We start from the raw sequence: 16,189 nt of genomic DNA, 5'->3' as shown, positions 1-16,189 counted from the left end.
GCGAGCTGACGCTGCTCCCTGATCGATTGCCGAGCTGGCAGGACCACTTCCGCCGCGCAGACAGTGACTGAAAAAATGCGCGCAATCACTTTATAAGTGCAGCGCCGTCAATCGGGCTTCAACGTACCACGCTCTGCAATGCGCGGCCGTTTGAGCGCACCACATGCATCGTCTGCACCAGTGGTACGTGTCGCATCAATGGCGCGGTAATACCCGATGCCCACGGTGTTGCCAACAAACTCACCGCCCTGCGAGGGACACTCGCCATCGGCTTTGAACCAGTCGGAAAACGCGGCGTATTTGCCAGCCCTGAGAAAGTGATTACCGCTGACATAGGTCTGGTCGGACGCATCGCGCGTGCGTATTGCATCGCCGTTGACGTCCACAAACGTATTGCCCTCGATCCGGTTACCAGACGAGTGCCGCGCCAGATACAGCGCGTGAATAAAGCCCGAGGTGTCGGTATCGTTTTCGATCGACTCAAAGCGATTGTGTTCGATGCGGTTGTCGCGTGACTGTTGCAGCCGGATCGCCGCAAACGAATACGCGGCCTCGGCACTGCGGCCGTAGCGCCCACCGATCCGTGCGAACTGCATGTTGCGGATCGTGTTGCCACCATTGCCGTCTTCATCGGTCTTGCTGCTGCCCAGATCCAGCGCCATCCAGTAATTGCTGACCTTCAACCCATCGAAGGTCAGGCGCGTCGGTGCATTTCGACCACCTTTCAATGCGAACCAGGTCGCGCCGCCGCGTCCGTCGAAGAGCGGCGGCGTGGCAGCGCCGGGAGCGGCGATAACCCGGATGGGCGCGCCATTGGCAAAGGTCCATTGCACCGACTGTTGAAGATAGGTACCCGAGGCGATCACCACCTCCACCGCCGCTGCCGGCCGTCGCTCGACCAGGCGTTGCTGCGCAGCACCGAGACTGCGCAATGCGGTCGAAGGCTCGGTGCCTGCCGCCGCATCGTTGCCATCGGGCGCCAGATACAGCCGATAACTTGACGCCGCTGCAGTGCCCGGCTGCAGCATCAGCACGCCAAGAGCAGCCAACAACACGTAGCGCGCAATCGTCAGATGGGTGTAGCCGGCGAACGGCAATCTGCGATTGGCCCATGCCGCTTCCGAGCAACGACCTCGCCCGCCTGGCGGCTGCGCCGTCGTTCGATCAGCTGCGCCATGTAGCAGGATCATCACCGTGTCTGGTCGTAGCTGCATCGTGCACCTTCCGTCATGACCTGCAACGCAGTCCACCATTGCAGCAGAGCACAACTGCTGTCTCATGCGTCCGCACCGCGATAACGCTCCATGCTACTTCTTGGTCGGCCGCTCCCAGCCTTCGATCACGGTCTGACGCGGGCGCGCAACGCTGAGCTGGCCAGCCGGCGCGTCGCGGGTGATCACCGAGCCCGCACCGATGGTCGCATTGGCCCCGATCTCGATCGGCGCCACCAACGCGCTGTTGGAGCCGACGAACGCGCTATCACCGATGGTGGTCTGCGACTTGTTCACGCCATCGTAGTTGCAGGTGATGGTGCCGGCGCCGATATTGACCTTGCTGCCGATCACCGCATCGCCCAGGTAAGTGAGGTGGTTGGCCTTGCTACCCACCCCCATCGTGACCTTCTTGGTCTCGACGAAGTTGCCGATATGCACCCCATCGGCCAACAGCGTGCCCGGACGCAACCGCGCGAACGGGCCGATCATTACCGCACCCTCGGTCACCACACCTTCCAGATCGCAGTGCGCACGTACCTGCGTGCCGGCACCCAGCGTCACATCGCGTAGCCGTACGAACGGGCCAATCACCACGTCATCGCCCAGCGTCACATCGCCTTCCAGAATCACATCGATGTCCAGTTGTACATCCCGCCCCACCTGCACCGTGCCGCGCTGCTCCACGCGCGCCGGGTCGGCCATGCGCACGCCCTGCAGGCATAGCGCACGCGCCGCACGCAGCTGCCAGGCGCGTTCGAGCTGAGCGAGTTGCCAGGGGTCGTTGGCACCTTCCACATCCTGCGGGTCGCCCACATGCACCATGTCGGCCGGGGTGAAATCGCCGGCGGCGCTGGCAAACACGTCTGTGAGATAGAACTCGCCCTGCGCATTGTTGTTGGACAAGCCACCCAGCCAACGCCGCAGTGCAGTGGATTCGGCGGTGAGGATGCCGGTGTTGATGGTGCGGATGCGTCGCTGCTCGTCGTTGGCGTCCTTCTGCTCGACGATCGCCGCCACCTTGCCTTCGGCATCGCGCAGGATGCGTCCGTAGCCGGTGGGGTTGGCAAGCTCGGCGACCAGCACCGCCATCCGGCCGGGCGCATGCAGCAACTGCAGCAGGCTCTCGCTCTGGATCAGCGGCACATCGCCGTACAGCACCAGCACGGTGGCCGCATCCGGGATCGCATCCATCGCCTGCTGTACCGCGTGGCCGGTGCCCAGCTGCTGCTGTTGCTCGGCCCACTGCAGATCGGCCTGCCCGGCAAATGCGGCACGCACCTGATCGCCGCCATGCCCGTAGACGATATGGATCGCGGCCGGCTGCAGCTGCCGTGCGGTGGCGATGACATGCGCCAACATCGGCTGGCCCGCCAACGGCTGCAGCACCTTGGGCAGGGACGAGCGCATGCGCTTGCCCTCGCCCGCAGCCAGGATCACGACGTGCAAGGGCAGGGTCATCAAAAATTCCAAAGGCGGGAGATGGGCTAAATTCTAGTCGCAGCCATGCAAAACCGCGTGCTCGATCGATGTCTTAGAGCGGCTAACAACACGTAGCGAGCAGTCGTCAGGTGGGTGCGGGCGGCGCGGAGGAACCGGAGTGTATAAGTGGTACATGCCGCACCGAGCACCGCCCGCGCCCGCCTGGCGGTGAGCACAGTCGTTTTGTTAGCTGCTCTTAAACACGCGATGACAACTTTTTTAGCACTGCGGCCGCTAGGATGGGCGCACTTTCTTCGTCCCCGGCACGCATGAGCCTGTTTCGCCAAGGCAGCCAGTTCACCCTGATTGGCGGCCTGCAATTGGCTGTGGATTGCGGCATCTTCATCGCCGCCACCGCCGCCGGCATGCCGACGGTGCCGGCCAATCTGCTCGGGCGCATCAGCGGCGCGGTGCTGGGGTTCTGGCTCAACGGCCGCTACACCTTCGCCCAGCAAGGCGGCGCGCGGCTGGGCTGGCAGCGTTTCCGCCGCTTTGCGGTGATGTGGCTGGCGTTGACGTTGATCAGCACCTGGCTGCTGTCGGCGACGGTGGATCTGGTCGGCCTGCGCCAAGCCTGGCTGGCCAAGCCACTGGTCGAAGGCGGGCTGGCGATCGTGTCGTTCTTTCTCGGCCGGCATGTGGTGTATCGCTGAACGCACGCGGGCGACCAAGGCTGGAGCGCGCGTCGTTGAACCAAGGCAGCCGACTGTTTCCCGCTTAAGTCACTCAACAAGGCGCGCACTGCAGGCGTCCACCAAGCGTGCGCCGTCCACACGCTGACGAAGCTTAAGAGCGGCATCTGCCAACGCGCCGCCTTTGCGCACCACGGCGACAGCACACCCCATCTGTTGCAGGAAAACAGCAGCCAGCAAGCGATGCACATTGCCCCGCTGCCGGCTTCATCACCTCGATTGCGTTTTACAGGCGGATTGCGATCGAGGTGGAAGCCGCGCGGCACTCTGCGGCGGATTGGTTCGCATGGAACTGCGTCGACCTTGCTGAAACATCATTACGGCAGTCGCCTTGCGCCACCGTGCCTTGTGCCGACCACACCGCGCTAGCTCTTGGCGGGTACCTGCTGGCAAAAGTCGCCCAGGCCACGCACCAGTGCTGCACGATGCAAGGCATCCAGCTGCCATTGCCCAGCGTAATGTGCCGCCGCACGTGCCGTGCTGGCCGAGCATTGCGCCGCCGAGCGCGCCGCTGCGACATCGGCCAGCGCGTCGAGCAACTCGCCCTGCAACTGGTCCAGGCGCGCGCGCAGCGCGGCCAGATCCGGGCGTACAGTGTCCGGTGCCCGTCCACGTTCATGCCAATGGTTCAACAGCGCGTATTGCACCGATTTATTGGCCTCGATCTGCGCCGCAAAGAAGCGCGCCGCGTCGTCGGCATCCAGTCCGTGCGCCGGCGCCTGATCGCGCACGCTCTGCAGCACCGCCGCTTCGCGTGCCTGGTCCAGCACCGGCTTGCCGCTATCCCACTTGCTCAGCGCCACCGCATCGCCGATCGCATTGCGTTGCACGATGCGATCCAGCAACGGATCCAGCGGCGGCTGGCTGCGTACCGGAAGCGCGCAACCCAGCAGTGCAACTGCAAGCGTGCACGTCAGTGCATAACCGCGTAAGCCATCGATCGAGCGGGTCATGGGGTGTCCTCAATGTCGGGGGTGACCATGCCATGGCGCAGCGAAGCGAAGCGCTGCATGGCAACCTGCCACGCAGTGTGCGCGCTGTCCACAACACGCGGCCTTGTGCCACGCAAGCGCATCTCCCAAAACGAAAACGCCGACACGAAGGTCGGCGTTTCCAATCCACATCTGCCTGCGGCATTACAGCTGAAGCATCTCGCTTGCCCGCAGACAATGGGGCAGGCAATCGATCAGTGCTTGAGGGTGCGGCGCAACCGCTCCAGCGCCTGCAACTGCACCGTCGCCTCGGCCAGCTGACGCTGCGCCTGGGCCACGTCCACCGTGTCGCCACGGTTGGCCAGCAAACGCTCGGCTTCCTCCTTGACTTTGCGGACCGCGGCCTCGTCGATGTCCTGCGCCCGTATCGCGGTGTCGACCAGCACGGTCACTACCTGCGGCTGCACTTCCAGGATGCCGCCGGAGATGGCGAAATCCAGCTGTTCGCCGCTGGCGGTGGTGACCACCACCTTGCCCGGCTTCAGGCGGGTGATCAACGGCGCGTGCTTGGGCGCGATGCCCAGCTCGCCCAGTTCGCCGGTGGCCACGACCAGCGTCGCCTCACCGTGGAAGATTTCCTTCTCGGCGCTGACGATGTCGCAACGAATAGTGCTCATGGTGCCTACCTTGTGAGGTGGGGATTAGGGAGTCGGGATTGGGGATTAGCAACAGCGCATTCGCCGCCACGACCACCAATCACGCTCCCGCTCACCGCCGTACCAAATCCCGAATCCCGAATGCCAAATCCCGGCCGTTAAGCCTTGGAGCTCATCTTGTTGGCTTTCTCGACGGCTTCTTCGATGTTGCCGACCATGTAGAACGCCTGCTCCGGCAGGTGGTCGTATTCGCCATCGCAGATCGCCTTGAAGCCACGGATGGTGTCCTTCAGCGACACGTACTTGCCCGGCGAGCCGGTGAACACTTCGGCCACGTGGAACGGCTGGCTGAAGAAACGCTCGATCTTGCGTGCGCGCGACACCGACTGCTTGTCTTCTTCGCTCAGCTCGTCCATGCCCAGGATCGCGATGATGTCCTTCAGTTCCTTATACTTCTGCAAGGTCTGCTGGACGCGCTGGGCGGTGTCGTAATGCTCGTTGCCGATCACCAGCGGATCCATCTGACGGCTGGTGGAATCCAGCGGATCCACGGCCGGGTAGATGCCCAGCGAAGCGATGTTACGGCTCAGCGTAACGGTGGAATCCAAGTGGGCGAAGGTGGTCGCCGGCGACGGGTCGGTCAGGTCGTCCGCAGGCACGTACACGGCCTGGATCGAGGTGATCGAACCGCTCTTGGTCGAGGTGATGCGCTCCTGCAACACGCCCATTTCTTCGGCCAGGGTCGGCTGGTAACCCACCGCCGACGGCATACGGCCGAGCAGCGCGGACACTTCGGTACCGGCCAGCGTGTAGCGGTAGATGTTGTCGACGAACAGCAGCACGTCCTTGCCCTTGCCGTTCTCGTCCTTCTCGTCGCGGAAGTACTCAGCCATGGTCAGGCCGGTCAGCGCCACGCGCAGACGGTTGCCCGGCGGCTCGTTCATCTGGCCGTACACCATCGCGACCTTGTCCAGGACGTTGGAGTCTTTCATCTCGTGGTAGAAGTCGTTGCCCTCGCGGGTACGCTCGCCCACGCCGGCAAACACGGACAGACCCGAGTGCGCCTTGGCGATGTTGTTGATCAGTTCCATCATGTTGACGGTCTTGCCGACGCCGGCGCCGCCGAACAGGCCGACCTTGCCGCCCTTGGCGAACGGGCACATCAGGTCGATGACCTTGATGCCGGTTTCCAGCAATTCGGTGCTGGACGACTGGTCTTCGTACGACGGTGCGGCGCGGTGGATTTCCCAATGGTCCGCTGCCTGCACGTCGCCGGCTTCGTCGATCGGACGACCCAGCACGTCCATGATGCGGCCCAGCGTACCGGCGCCGACCGGCACCGAAATAGCGCGCTCGGTGTTGGTCGCCAGCAGGTTGCGCTTCAAGCCGTCGGTGGAGCCGAGCGCAATGGTGCGCACGACGCCGTCGCCGAGCTGCTGCTGCACTTCCAGGGTGATGGCGGTGCCTTCGACCTTCAGCGCGTGATAGACCTTCGGTACTTCGTTGCGCTGGAACTCGACGTCGACGACCGCGCCGATGATCTGAACGATCTTGCCCTGACTCATTTGGATAACTCCACTAATGTCTGTTCGATTCTTGTGTCGGGAATGGGAAATCGAGAATGGGGAATGGGAAGATCAAGAGCACCGAAGCCTTGCCTATTCCCGTTTCACGATTCTCCATTCCCGGCTAGACAGCGGCCGCGCCGCTGACGATTTCCGAAATTTCTTGGGTGATCGCCGCCTGACGTGCCTTGTTGTAGATCAGTTGCAAGGTGCCGATCATCTTGTTGGCGTTGTCGCTGGCGGCCTTCATCGCCACCATGCGCGCGGCATGTTCTGACGCGACGTTCTCCAGCACGGCTTGGTACACCAGCGACTCGATGTAGCGCGTCATCACGTGCTCCAGCACGGTCGCCGCATCGGGTTCGTACAGGTAGTCCCAATCGTGATGCGCCACCTTGTGCTCGGCGGCCGGCAGCGGCAGCAGCTGATCGAAGCTGGCCTTCTGCGTCATGGTGTTCACGAAGCGGTTGTAGACCAGATACACGCGGTCCACCTTGCCGTCGATGAAGGCATCGATCATCACCTTGATCACACCGATCAGCTGCTCGACCTGCGGGCTGTCGCCCAGATGGGTCACGCTGCCAACCATGTTGACCTTGATGCGACGGAAGAACGCCGACGCCTTCTGACCGATGGTCACCACGTCGATCTCGGCGCCCTTGTCCTGCCACGGGCGCACTTCGCCCAGCATCTTGCGGAACAGGTTGTTGTTCAGACCGCCGGCCAGGCCGCGGTCGGAAGAGATCACGATGTAACCGACCCGCTTGACCTGCTCACGCTCGACCAGAAACGGATGCTGGAAATCGGTGCTGGCCTGCGCCAGATGCCCGATCACCTGCTTCATCGCCTGCGCATACGGACGCGAGGTCTTCATGCGCTCCTGCGCCTTGCGGATCTTGGAGGCCGAGACCATTTCGAGCGCGCGCGTCACCTTGCGGGTGTTCTGCACGCTCTTGATCTTGGTTTTGATTTCGCGTCCGCCTGCCATTGCTCGCTCCGCTCGTGAGAATCGGGAATCGGGAATCGGGAATGGCCAGAGCCTCCCGCGTCCCACTTCACGACTCTCTAATTCCTAAATCTGGGATTCGGCAGCGGTGATTCGACATGGGACAACGCCCCGAACCACCGCTCCTACAAATCCCGAATGCCCAATCCCGAATCCCGGCGCCTTACCAGGTGCCGGTGGTCTTGAACTCTGCGATGCCCTTCTTGAACGCGGCTTCGATGTCGTTGTCCCAACCGCCGGTGCTGTTGATCTTGGAGATCAACTCGCCCTGGGTGTTGGCGAAGTGCGCATGCAGGCCTTCTTCGAACGCCAGCAGCTTGTTGACCGGCACTTCATCGAGGTAACCCTCGTTGACGGCGTAGATCGACAGCGCCTGGTTGGCGATGGACATCGGTGCGTACTGCTTCTGCTTCATCAGCTCGGTGACGCGCTGACCGCGCTCAAGCTGCTTGCGGGTGGCTTCGTCCAGGTCCGAGGCGAACTGCGCGAACGCCGCCAGCTCACGGTACTGCGCCAGCGAGATACGAATGCCGCCGGACAGCTTCTTGATGATCTTGGTCTGGGCCGCACCACCGACGCGCGACACCGAGATACCGGCGTTCACGGCCGGACGGATACCGGCGTTGAACAGGTCGGTTTCCAGGAAGATCTGGCCGTCGGTGATCGAGATCACGTTGGTCGGCACGAACGCGGACACGTCGCCGGCCTGCGTTTCGATGATCGGCAGCGCCGTCAGCGAGCCGGTCTTGCCGGTCACCGCACCGTTGGTGAACTTCTCCACGTATTCCTCGGACACGCGCGCTGCGCGCTCCAGCAGGCGGGAGTGCAGGTAGAACACGTCGCCCGGGTAGGCTTCACGGCCCGGCGGGCGCTTGAGCAGCAGCGAGATCTGGCGGTAGGCCACGGCCTGCTTGGACAGATCGTCGTACACGATCAGCGCGTCTTCGCCGCGGTCCATGAAGTACTCGCCCATGGTGCAGCCGGCATACGGGCTGATGTACTGCATCGCGGCCGATTCGGACGCGGTCGCCGCCACCACCACGGTGTGCGCCAGCGCGCCGTTTTCTTCGAGCTTGCGCACGATGTTGGCAACGGTCGAGGCCTTCTGGCCGATCGCCACGTACACGCACTTGATGCCGGTGCCCTTCTGGTTGATCACCGCATCGATCGCCAGCGCGGTCTTGCCGGTCTGACGGTCGCCGATGACCAGCTCGCGCTGACCGCGGCCGATCGGGATCATCGCATCGACCGACTTGTAACCGGTCTGCACCGGCTGGTCGACCGACTTACGCCAGATCACGCCCGGCGCAACGCGCTCGACCGGTGCGGTCTGGGTGGCGCCCAGCGGGCCCTTGCCGTCGATCGGCTCGCCCAGTGCGTTGACCACGCGACCCAGCAGTTCCGGACCCACCGGCACTTCCAGGATGCGACCGGTGGTCTTGGCCACGTCGCCTTCGCGCAGGTTTTCGTAATCGCCCAACACCACGGCGCCGACCGAATCGCGCTCCAGGTTCAACGCCAGGGCGAAGGTGTTGTTGGGCAGTTCGATCATTTCGCCCTGCATCACGTCGGCCAGGCCGAAGATGCGCACGATGCCGTCGGACACGCTGGTCACGGAGCCTTCGTTGCGCGACTCCGCGGACAGCTTGACCGTCTCGATGCGGGTCTTGATCAGGTCGCTGATTTCGGAGGGGTTGAGCGTGGTTGCCATCGTTCAGTCCTAGGTGCCGGCCGCGAGGGCCATGCGTTTATGTGAATTCAGTGGGCGAGCGAGCTTTGCAGACGCGCGAGCTTGCCCTTCAGCGAGCCGTCGATGACCACGTCGCCGGTGTCGATCACCGCGCCGCCGATCAGCGATGCATCTACCGCGGTGGTGATGTCCACCTCGCGGCCAAAACGCTTCTTCAGTGCAGCGGCGATCGTGTCCAGCTCGGCCGGCGTCATCTCGGTGGCCGAGGTCACGGTCGCTTTGACGACATGCTCGGCCTCGGCACGCAGCTGTTCGTACAGCCCCGCCACTTCCGGCAACAGCGACAGCCGATGCGCATCGGCAAGCAGGCCGAGGAAACGCAGATAGTGTTCGCCAGCCTGCGGCGGCGCCAGCAACGTCACTGCCTGTTCCTGGCGCAGGGCCGGGTTGAGCAGCAGCGCAGCCACGCGTGGGTCGCCGGCCACCTGCGCCGAAAACGCCAGCGCATCGGACCAGGGCGCGAACGTGCCGCCCTCACGCGCGATTGCAAACGCGGCACGGCCGTAGGGACGGGCAAGTGTGAGGGCCTGACTCATCGGTTAAATCTCCGCCGCCAGCTCGTCGAGCAGCGCCTTGTGGGCGTTGGCGTCGATTTCGCGCTTGAGCAGCTTCTCGGCGCCGCTGACCGCCAGCACCGAGATCTGCTTGCGCAGTTCTTCGCGGGCACGGGTGGCAGATGCGTCGATTTCGGTCTGGGCCAGATCCTTCTGACGGTTGGCTTCGGCAATCGCCTCGAGCTTGGCCGCTTCGATGATCTGATTGGCGCGCGCATGGGCCTGATCGATGATCTCGTTGGCCTTGGTGCGTGCGTCTTTCAGTGCTTCGTTGACCTTTTCCTGGGCCTGCGCCAGATCCTTCTGACTACGATCGGCGGCAGCCAGACCTTCAGCGATCTTTTGCTGACGCTCTTCGATCGCCTGCAGCAGCGGCGGCCAGATTTTGGTCGCGACGATCCAGATCAGACCGGCGAAGGCCAGCGCCTGGGCAAAGATGGTAAGGGTGATATCCATGGGTCGCTCAATCGCTGTTTAGGGGTGAAAGCGCCGCCGCAGTGGCGACGCTTTCCGACCTTCATCCGCGGGCGCAGCCGCACTGGCTGCATCCCACATCCTGCTACCGCTGGATCAGCCGGCAGCCTGCGACAGACGCTCGATGAACACCTGGGCCAGCGGGTTGGCGAAGGCGAACAGCAGGCCGACGGCGACGCTGATGATGAACGCGGCGTCGATCAGGCCGGCGGTGATGAACATACGCACCTGCAGCACCGGAATCAGTTCCGGCTGGCGCGCGGCCGATTCCAGGAACTTGCCAGCCATGATGGCCAGACCGAGGCCGGCACCCAGCGCGGCCAGGCCGATCATGATGCCGACGGCGAGGACGGTGGAGCTCTGGACTTGAGCGAGGTTGGTCAGGACGGCGAGGTACATGGTGATCTCCGAACGAAAGTTTCTAAGGGTGATGGATGAATCGAGATGAAGCGTATGAAGGGTGTAGCGAAACTCAGTGACTGTCTTCCGCAAGGCTCAGATACACGATCGACAGCATCATGAAAATGAAGGCCTGCAGCGGAATCACCAACAGGTGGAACAGCATCCAGCCAAGGCCGAATACGCCGCCAGCGACCATGCCGGCGATGCCCGCACCGCCCAGCACCCAGATCAGCAGGAAGACGATCTCGCCGCCGAACATGTTGCCGAACAGTCGCATCGCCAACGAAATCGGCTTGCTCAGCCACTCGACGATGTTCAAAAGCAGGTTGAACGGCATCATCCATTTGCCGAACGGCGCCGTCAGGAATTCCTTGGTCATGCCGCCAACGCCCTTCGAGCGCAGCGAGAAGACGATCATCAGGAAGAACACGCTGATCGACATGCCCAAGGTGGCATTGACGTCGGCGGTGGGCACCGGCTTCCAGGCGTGGATGCCTGCCCAACCCAGCGGAATGGCGATGAAATCGGCCGGGACCATCTTGAGGAGATTCATCAACAGGATCCAGAAGAAGATGGTGATCGCGATCGGCGTCACCAGCTTGCTGCTGCCGTGATAGGTGTCCTTGGCCTGCCGGTCGACGAACTCCAGGCAGATTTCCACGAATGCCTGCCACTTGCCCGGCACGCCGGCCGTGGCATTGCGGGTCGCCGTCCAGAACGCCAGCACCATGACCAGGCCCATCAACACGGCCATGACCAGGGTATCGACGTGGATGGTCCAAAACGTGCCGCCACCCTCGCGAACCGGATAGATCAGGTTCTGCAAGTGATGCTGGATATAGGAGGTAGGTGTTGCTGCCTCGCCCGCCATGTGTCTGGAGCCCTTTAAGTTCGAATCAACGCCTGGCCAGAGCCAGAACCTGAAAAATCAACCCGATGGCAATACCTGCCAACAGAGCCAGAGGAGGCAACCGCCACAGGGCAAAGCCCAGCGACAACGCCGCAAATACCAACACCCACTTCAGCACCATCGCCAGCACCAACCGCACCATCGCGATGCCGGCTGCCTGGATGCCGCCGCCGAGCGCGGTGCGTGCCGCAACCCAACCGCCCAGTACCGTCGCAAACCCGGTCAATGCCAGACCGGCAGAGTAACGGGGACCGACCAACAGCAACCCCAGACTGGTTATAGCTACAGCAGCAAGCGGATATACCGCAGCGCGCAGCATCAACCGCCGACCCGCGTCAACGGAGTTCAGCACTACGGTTACCTTACGTGTGAATGAGGGGGGAAGCGCAGTTGCGCCTCGTCGAGCCGCGAAAGTATAGCAATGGGACAAATTGCGAGACAACCGGCAGAAGTCATTCGCTGCTGCAATGCACCAAGGATGCGTCGTGGCGGCGGGTGGGAACTTTGCCACAAACCGACGGTCAGAACCTGCGAGGCCTGCACATCCTCGTCGAAAGGTACCGCCGCAGGTCGCGTATGGGAGCCCTGGGAGACCGGGGCTCCCGCTTTTTACGCATTTTGTCGCACCCTGACACTTTCCCATCCGCGGTCCAATCCGCCGCACTGCACGATGTTTCGATCTGTGCAGTGCCTGGGTTCGGGGCACAGCAACGTGTGAAACGTCGTCCGTTGCGCAGTTGGCGGCCGTGACCGTACCTGATGGTATGCACTGCGACACACTTTGCGCGGGTCGTCTTCGACCCTGAATCTGCCGCGCCCTGCGCGCGATGCCCATGCCTGTTGAACTTGCGGACCGTTTTGTCCGATTGCTATATCGGCCTTCACATGTGCGCGACGAGTTCTTCACTTTTGAAAGACGCCGCCTTATCGATAGTGCGCGCCACTGGCCCATCGGCCTGACCATTCCAAGATTACGGAGCTCCCCATGAAACACCTTCTCGCACTGGCGATCCCGTGCGTTCTGGCCGTCGCCTACGTCGCCCCCGCGCACGCCGAAGATAGCGATGACCGCTTCCAGATTCGCCTCGGTGCGATGAACGTGGACAACGACAACACCATCCGTGGCAACACGCTGGTGGCAGGCAACAATGTGTCGGTCAACGAAGATTTCAAGCTGGGCGGCAAGGAATGGGAGCCGCGCGTCGATGGCGTGTTCCGCATCAGCACCCGTCAGCGCCTGATCTTCGATTACTTCAAGTACGACAAGGATCGTCGCGAGACCCTGACCCAGGATCTGAGCGCCGGTGGCGTGACCGTGCCGACCGGTAGCTTCATCAAGGGTGAGCTGAAGTATCAGGTCGCGACCCTGGTGTACGACTACTCGGTGATCGATTCGCCGGAATTCAGCCTGGGCCTGCAGATCGGTGCCGAATACGCCAAGGTTGAAGCCAATGCGTATGCCGATCTGGGCAGCGTGTTCTCCGGCGATGTGCTGGACGAGAAGGCCGATGGCGTTGCGCCGGTGGTTGGCGTCCGCTTCACCGCGCGTCCGAGCGAGCATTGGCTGTTCAACGTGCAGGGCCAGTACCTCAACACCAGCTGGGGCAACTTCGACGACTACGAGGGCGACCTGAGCCGCGCCAACGCGATTGCCGAATACCGCTTCACCAAGAACTTCGGCATCTTCGCCGGCTACGACTGGTTCAAGCTCGATGTCGACCAGCGCGGCAGCGATGGCCTGATCGGCCTGAAGCAGGAGTTCAAGGGCCCGGTGGCAGGCGTGACGTTCGCGTTCTGATCTGCGCCACTGTTGCAAGCGAACGGCCCGCCCTGTGCGGGCCGTTCGCGTTTCAGCTGCCGGGCGGCGTCGACGGCACCGGGAACAGCTGGGTGGCCACGCACACGTAGTCGGCCAGCGGCATCTCGTCCATGCCGGCGCGCAGTACGTCCACCTGCGCCGGATCGGCGATCGGCTTGGATACCCAACGTCCCTGCTCTGGGATCAGTTGGCTGCCGTAACGCTGCGGCGTGCCGTTCGCGATGAGCACGCGATCGGTCAGCAACACCAATTGGTGCGCCGACACCTCGCCACTGCGTGCGCCATGCCGGGTCAGCGTGCCCAGCACGCGCTCCTGCAAGGCCGGATCGGCGTCGGCATGCTGCACCAGCAGCCAGGCGGCGGCCACGCCGTCGCGTCCGACCTGCGCCACGCTGGGCAAACCATCATGATCGGCGACGATGCGACGCATCTGCGGCAGATGCTCGGCGTCCATCGCCAGCATCTTGCCCATCGCTTCCTGCGACCAGTCACCGTTGCGGACCTGTTGATCCAGGCGCTCCATCTCCAGCAACCGCGCGCGCAATGCGGGGTCGCTGGGAGCCGCCGTCGCCTCGGCAGGCGCGGCGGTCGCGGCATCCGCCTTGGCCTGCTCCTGCGCGCGCACGAACGCCGCCGCGCTTGGGCATTTGGCCAGCGCCGCCGCCATCTCCGGATCGTCCTGCGTGGACGCAGCTGCGGCGGTCACCGTCGCGAGCATGCAGCTCATCCATAGTCCGAGCACGGCCTTGCGCATCGATCGACACTCCCTGTGATGGACTGCGTGGCCGGACATCCGGACAGCTTCCACCTGCAGCATGCCCAAGCCACGCTGCCTCGTGCAAGACAGGGCGCTGAGGTCTTGCAGAGGCCGAGCGGACGCCTGCGCTGTTGGCAGCGTGCGCAGACGTGGCCGCCCTCAGGGATGTCATCCACACCCGGTTCCGAGTAAGGGCGGCTAACAACACGACTGCGCTCACCGCCAGGCGGGGGCGGCCGGTGCGCGCTGCGGCATGGACCACGCGTTCACTCCGGTTCGTCCGCGTCGTCCATACCCACCTGACGACTGCTGGCTACGTTCTGTTAGCCGCTCTGGRGCGCGGTTGCGCAGSMACGCCATCGGCCCGCTTGTGCCGCCATACCCACCTGACGGATGCTGACTACGTTCTGTTAGCCGCTCTGGAGCGCGGTTGCGCAGGAACGCCATCGGCCCGCTTGTGCCGCCCATGCCGCCCTTGCCTGCGGACGCGCGGTTTTGCGTGCTCTTTCCAGTTCCGATCGCGTTGCCACGCTACTCGATGAGTCGCTTGTCGATCAGCGCACCAACGACGCGCGCATCGTCAACCAGCGGCACGCTGCAGCTACGCACCGGCGAGCGCCAGGGTGCTCACTCGGCGACGCGTTCGCCGCCCTTGATCACACCCTCTACCTGCCGCAGCACGGTGACGTCCTGCAGCGGATCGCCGCTGACCGCAATCAGATCGGCGTAGCGGCCCGGGGCGATGGCGCCGACGTCACTGCTGCGCCCCAGGGCCTCGGCTGCATCCACGGTGGCGGCGCGGATCGCTTCCAACGGCGTCATGCCCCACTCCACCATCTTGGCGAACTGGCGGGCGTTTTCGCCGTTGGGATACACGCCGCCATCGCTGCCGAACACCAGCTTCACTCCGGCCGCGTGCGCGGCGCGGAAGGTCTCACGCTGCTTGCGCCCGATCTGGCGCTCCTTTTCCAGCGATTCGGCGAACAGGCCGTTCTTTTCGCCCTCGGCCAGAATGTAGTCGTCGTTGTAGATGTCCATCGAAAACCAGGTGCCGTGCGCCTTGGCCAGCTTGAAGGACTCCGCATCGGCCAGGCTGGCGTGCTCGATGGTGTCGGCACCGGCGCGGATCGCATCGTTGATGCCGGCGGTGCCATGGGCGTGCACGGCGACCTTCAGGCCCAGCCGGTGCGCTTCGTCCACCAGCGCGCGCATTTCCTCCAGGCTGTATTGCTGCCCGCCGACGCTGTCGGTCTTGGACAGCACTCCGCCGGTACCGCAGAACTTGATCACTTCTGCGCCGTATTTACGCAGCGTCCGCACCGCGGCGCGGATCGCGTCCGGACCATCGGCGACACCGGGGCCGGTGACCTTGACCGAGGGCGGGAATTCGGTGGCATCGCAGTGGCCACCGGTCGCGCCGATGCCGTAGGTCGCCGGCACGATGCGCGGGCCGGGCACGGTGCCGCGCTCGATCGCCTGCTTGAGTGCGACATCGTCGTAGTTGAGCGAACCGACATTGCGCACCGTGGTGAAGCCCGCGCGCAGCGTTTTTGCGGCATTGGCCACGCCGACCACGGTCCAGAAATTGTCGGTGTACTCCAGGCCCTTGTAGCCGCCCAGGGTAGGGTCCACGGTGAGATGCACATGCATGTCGATCAACCCCGGCAACAGCGTGCGCTCGCCCAGATCGATGCGCTGCGCATCGGCCGGCAGCGGATCGCCCTGCCGACCGACGCGGGTGATACGGCCAGCGGCCACTTCGATCTGCGGTTTGTCCACATAGCGGCCGGTCTGCACGTCCAGCAGGCGCGCGGCGGTGATCACGGTGGTCTGTGCGTACGCACACAGCGAGGCACACAGGCAGCCAGCAGCGGCGAGCAGCGCCGGCAAACGCATCTTCGACATCGGGGTCGTCCCTGAGCTGCGAACGGCGTGTCCGCGACCCGATGGTGCAAGCGCGCTGCGGGCTGTGCAAGCGC

16 protein-coding genes and 2 other RNA genes are annotated in these 16,189 nt (G+C 63.7%); 3 read left to right on the top strand and 15 right to left on the bottom strand.

What is annotated here, in order from left to right; all coding sequences use genetic code 11:
- Window positions 1–107: 107 nt before the first annotated feature.
- The 3 genes from ASF90_RS07680 to ASF90_RS21765 all read right to left on the bottom strand — a co-directional run bounded on the left by ASF90_RS07680 (window position 108) and on the right by ASF90_RS21765 (window position 2,828).
- Window positions 108–1,028, bottom strand: a complete 921-nt coding sequence (locus tag ASF90_RS07680) for a right-handed parallel beta-helix repeat-containing protein (protein ID WP_055850240.1) — start codon at window positions 1,026–1,028, stop codon at window positions 108–110.
- A 279-nt stretch (window positions 1,029–1,307) separates the two neighbouring features.
- Window positions 1,308–2,672, bottom strand: coding sequence for a bifunctional UDP-N-acetylglucosamine diphosphorylase/glucosamine-1-phosphate N-acetyltransferase GlmU (gene glmU / locus ASF90_RS07675; protein WP_055850238.1), 1,365 nt, complete (start codon window positions 2,670–2,672; stop codon window positions 1,308–1,310).
- 80 nt (window positions 2,673–2,752) lie between these two features.
- Window positions 2,753–2,828, bottom strand: a non-coding RNA gene (locus tag ASF90_RS21765) — sX9 sRNA.
- 134 nt (window positions 2,829–2,962) lie between these two features.
- On the opposite strand from ASF90_RS21765, the gene ASF90_RS07670 reads away from it, so the two are divergent.
- Window positions 2,963–3,346, top strand: coding sequence for a GtrA family protein (locus ASF90_RS07670; protein ID WP_046963367.1), 384 nt, complete (start codon window positions 2,963–2,965; stop codon window positions 3,344–3,346).
- 404 nt (window positions 3,347–3,750) lie between these two features.
- Here the strand turns inward: ASF90_RS07670 and ASF90_RS07665 are convergent, their stop codons facing one another.
- The 10 genes from ASF90_RS07665 to ASF90_RS07620 form a co-directional block, all read right to left on the bottom strand.
- Window positions 3,751–4,338: a chorismate mutase gene (locus ASF90_RS07665; RefSeq protein ID WP_055848013.1), complete on the bottom strand. Its 588-nt coding sequence runs from the start codon at window positions 4,336–4,338 to the stop codon at window positions 3,751–3,753.
- 233 nt (window positions 4,339–4,571) lie between these two features.
- Window positions 4,572–4,994, bottom strand: coding sequence for a F0F1 ATP synthase subunit epsilon (locus ASF90_RS07660; protein WP_055848010.1), 423 nt, complete (start codon window positions 4,992–4,994; stop codon window positions 4,572–4,574).
- 137 nt (window positions 4,995–5,131) lie between these two features.
- Complete coding sequence (gene atpD / locus ASF90_RS07655; RefSeq protein WP_055848007.1) at window positions 5,132–6,538, bottom strand: F0F1 ATP synthase subunit beta; 1,407 nt, start codon at window positions 6,536–6,538, stop codon at window positions 5,132–5,134.
- A 124-nt stretch (window positions 6,539–6,662) separates the two neighbouring features.
- Complete coding sequence (gene atpG / locus ASF90_RS07650; RefSeq protein WP_055848004.1) at window positions 6,663–7,526, bottom strand: F0F1 ATP synthase subunit gamma; 864 nt, start codon at window positions 7,524–7,526, stop codon at window positions 6,663–6,665.
- 181 nt (window positions 7,527–7,707) lie between these two features.
- Window positions 7,708–9,255 (bottom strand): F0F1 ATP synthase subunit alpha, encoded by a 1,548-nt coding sequence (gene atpA / locus ASF90_RS07645; protein ID WP_055848002.1) that lies wholly within the window; start codon window positions 9,253–9,255, stop codon window positions 7,708–7,710.
- A gap of 47 nt (window positions 9,256–9,302) precedes the next feature.
- On the bottom strand, window positions 9,303–9,830 hold the full coding sequence (locus ASF90_RS07640; RefSeq protein ID WP_055847999.1) for a F0F1 ATP synthase subunit delta: 528 nt from the start codon (window positions 9,828–9,830) through the stop codon (window positions 9,303–9,305).
- A 3-nt stretch (window positions 9,831–9,833) separates the two neighbouring features.
- Entirely contained in the window at window positions 9,834–10,304 is a 471-nt protein-coding gene (locus ASF90_RS07635; RefSeq protein ID WP_055847997.1) for a F0F1 ATP synthase subunit B, read from the bottom strand.
- Window positions 10,305–10,418: 114 nt separating this feature from the next.
- Window positions 10,419–10,721, bottom strand: a complete 303-nt coding sequence (gene atpE / locus ASF90_RS07630) for a F0F1 ATP synthase subunit C (protein ID WP_002814105.1) — start codon at window positions 10,719–10,721, stop codon at window positions 10,419–10,421.
- Between the two features lie 73 nt (window positions 10,722–10,794).
- Window positions 10,795–11,595, bottom strand: coding sequence for a F0F1 ATP synthase subunit A (atpB, locus tag ASF90_RS07625; protein ID WP_055847994.1), 801 nt, complete (start codon window positions 11,593–11,595; stop codon window positions 10,795–10,797).
- Window positions 11,596–11,620: 25 nt separating this feature from the next.
- The gene (locus tag ASF90_RS07620) at window positions 11,621–11,986 is read right to left on the bottom strand and encodes a hypothetical protein (protein ID WP_074059361.1); all 366 of its coding nucleotides are present in this window, start codon (window positions 11,984–11,986) and stop codon (window positions 11,621–11,623) included.
- Window positions 11,987–12,619: 633 nt separating this feature from the next.
- Here ASF90_RS07620 and ASF90_RS07615 point away from each other — a divergent pair.
- Window positions 12,620–13,432 (top strand): hypothetical protein, encoded by an 813-nt coding sequence (locus tag ASF90_RS07615; RefSeq protein ID WP_055847993.1) that lies wholly within the window; start codon window positions 12,620–12,622, stop codon window positions 13,430–13,432.
- A 52-nt stretch (window positions 13,433–13,484) separates the two neighbouring features.
- Here the strand turns inward: ASF90_RS07615 and ASF90_RS07610 are convergent, their stop codons facing one another.
- Complete coding sequence (locus tag ASF90_RS07610; RefSeq protein WP_153066285.1) at window positions 13,485–14,171, bottom strand: DUF6624 domain-containing protein; 687 nt, start codon at window positions 14,169–14,171, stop codon at window positions 13,485–13,487.
- Between the two features lie 292 nt (window positions 14,172–14,463).
- Here ASF90_RS07610 and ASF90_RS21760 point away from each other — a divergent pair.
- A non-coding RNA gene (locus tag ASF90_RS21760) (sX9 sRNA) lies at window positions 14,464–14,539 on the top strand.
- A 298-nt stretch (window positions 14,540–14,837) separates the two neighbouring features.
- Here the strand turns inward: ASF90_RS21760 and ASF90_RS07605 are convergent.
- Window positions 14,838–16,115, bottom strand: coding sequence for an amidohydrolase family protein (locus tag ASF90_RS07605; protein WP_055847987.1), 1,278 nt, complete (start codon window positions 16,113–16,115; stop codon window positions 14,838–14,840).
- Window positions 16,116–16,189: the final 74 nt, after the last annotated feature.

Source organism: Xanthomonas sp. Leaf148, from assembly GCF_001423585.1.
Lineage (GTDB): Bacteria > Pseudomonadota > Gammaproteobacteria > Xanthomonadales > Xanthomonadaceae > Xanthomonas.
The sequence above is the reverse complement of the archived record's forward strand: the minus strand, read 5'-3'. Positions and strand labels throughout refer to the sequence as shown.

Excerpts from the sequence above, each read along its gene's own strand:
- ASF90_RS07665 (WP_055848013.1), bottom strand. The coding sequence starts at position 4,338 with ATGACCCGCTCGATCGATGGCTTACGCGGTTATGCACTGACGTGCACG.
- ASF90_RS07660 (WP_055848010.1), bottom strand. The coding sequence starts at position 4,994 with ATGAGCACTATTCGTTGCGACATCGTCAGCGCCGAGAAGGAAATCTTC.
- ASF90_RS07610 (WP_153066285.1), bottom strand. The coding sequence starts at position 14,171 with ATGCTCGCGACGGTGACCGCCGCAGCTGCGTCCACGCAGGACGATCCG.
- atpG (WP_055848004.1), bottom strand. The coding sequence starts at position 7,526 with ATGGCAGGCGGACGCGAAATCAAAACCAAGATCAAGAGCGTGCAGAAC.
- ASF90_RS07615 (WP_055847993.1), top strand. The coding sequence starts at position 12,620 with ATGAAACACCTTCTCGCACTGGCGATCCCGTGCGTTCTGGCCGTCGCC.
- atpA (WP_055848002.1), bottom strand. The coding sequence starts at position 9,255 with ATGGCAACCACGCTCAACCCCTCCGAAATCAGCGACCTGATCAAGACC.
- ASF90_RS07680 (WP_055850240.1), bottom strand. The coding sequence starts at position 1,028 with ATGCTGCAGCCGGGCACTGCAGCGGCGTCAAGTTATCGGCTGTATCTG.
- ASF90_RS07640 (WP_055847999.1), bottom strand. The coding sequence starts at position 9,830 with ATGAGTCAGGCCCTCACACTTGCCCGTCCCTACGGCCGTGCCGCGTTT.
- ASF90_RS07670 (WP_046963367.1), top strand. The coding sequence starts at position 2,963 with ATGAGCCTGTTTCGCCAAGGCAGCCAGTTCACCCTGATTGGCGGCCTG.
- atpB (WP_055847994.1), bottom strand. The coding sequence starts at position 11,595 with ATGGCGGGCGAGGCAGCAACACCTACCTCCTATATCCAGCATCACTTG.
- ASF90_RS07635 (WP_055847997.1), bottom strand. The coding sequence starts at position 10,304 with ATGGATATCACCCTTACCATCTTTGCCCAGGCGCTGGCCTTCGCCGGT.
- glmU (WP_055850238.1), bottom strand. The coding sequence starts at position 2,672 with ATGACCCTGCCCTTGCACGTCGTGATCCTGGCTGCGGGCGAGGGCAAG.
- ASF90_RS07605 (WP_055847987.1), bottom strand. The coding sequence starts at position 16,115 with ATGTCGAAGATGCGTTTGCCGGCGCTGCTCGCCGCTGCTGGCTGCCTG.
- atpE (WP_002814105.1), bottom strand. The coding sequence starts at position 10,721 with ATGTACCTCGCCGTCCTGACCAACCTCGCTCAAGTCCAGAGCTCCACC.
- atpD (WP_055848007.1), bottom strand. The coding sequence starts at position 6,538 with ATGAGTCAGGGCAAGATCGTTCAGATCATCGGCGCGGTCGTCGACGTC.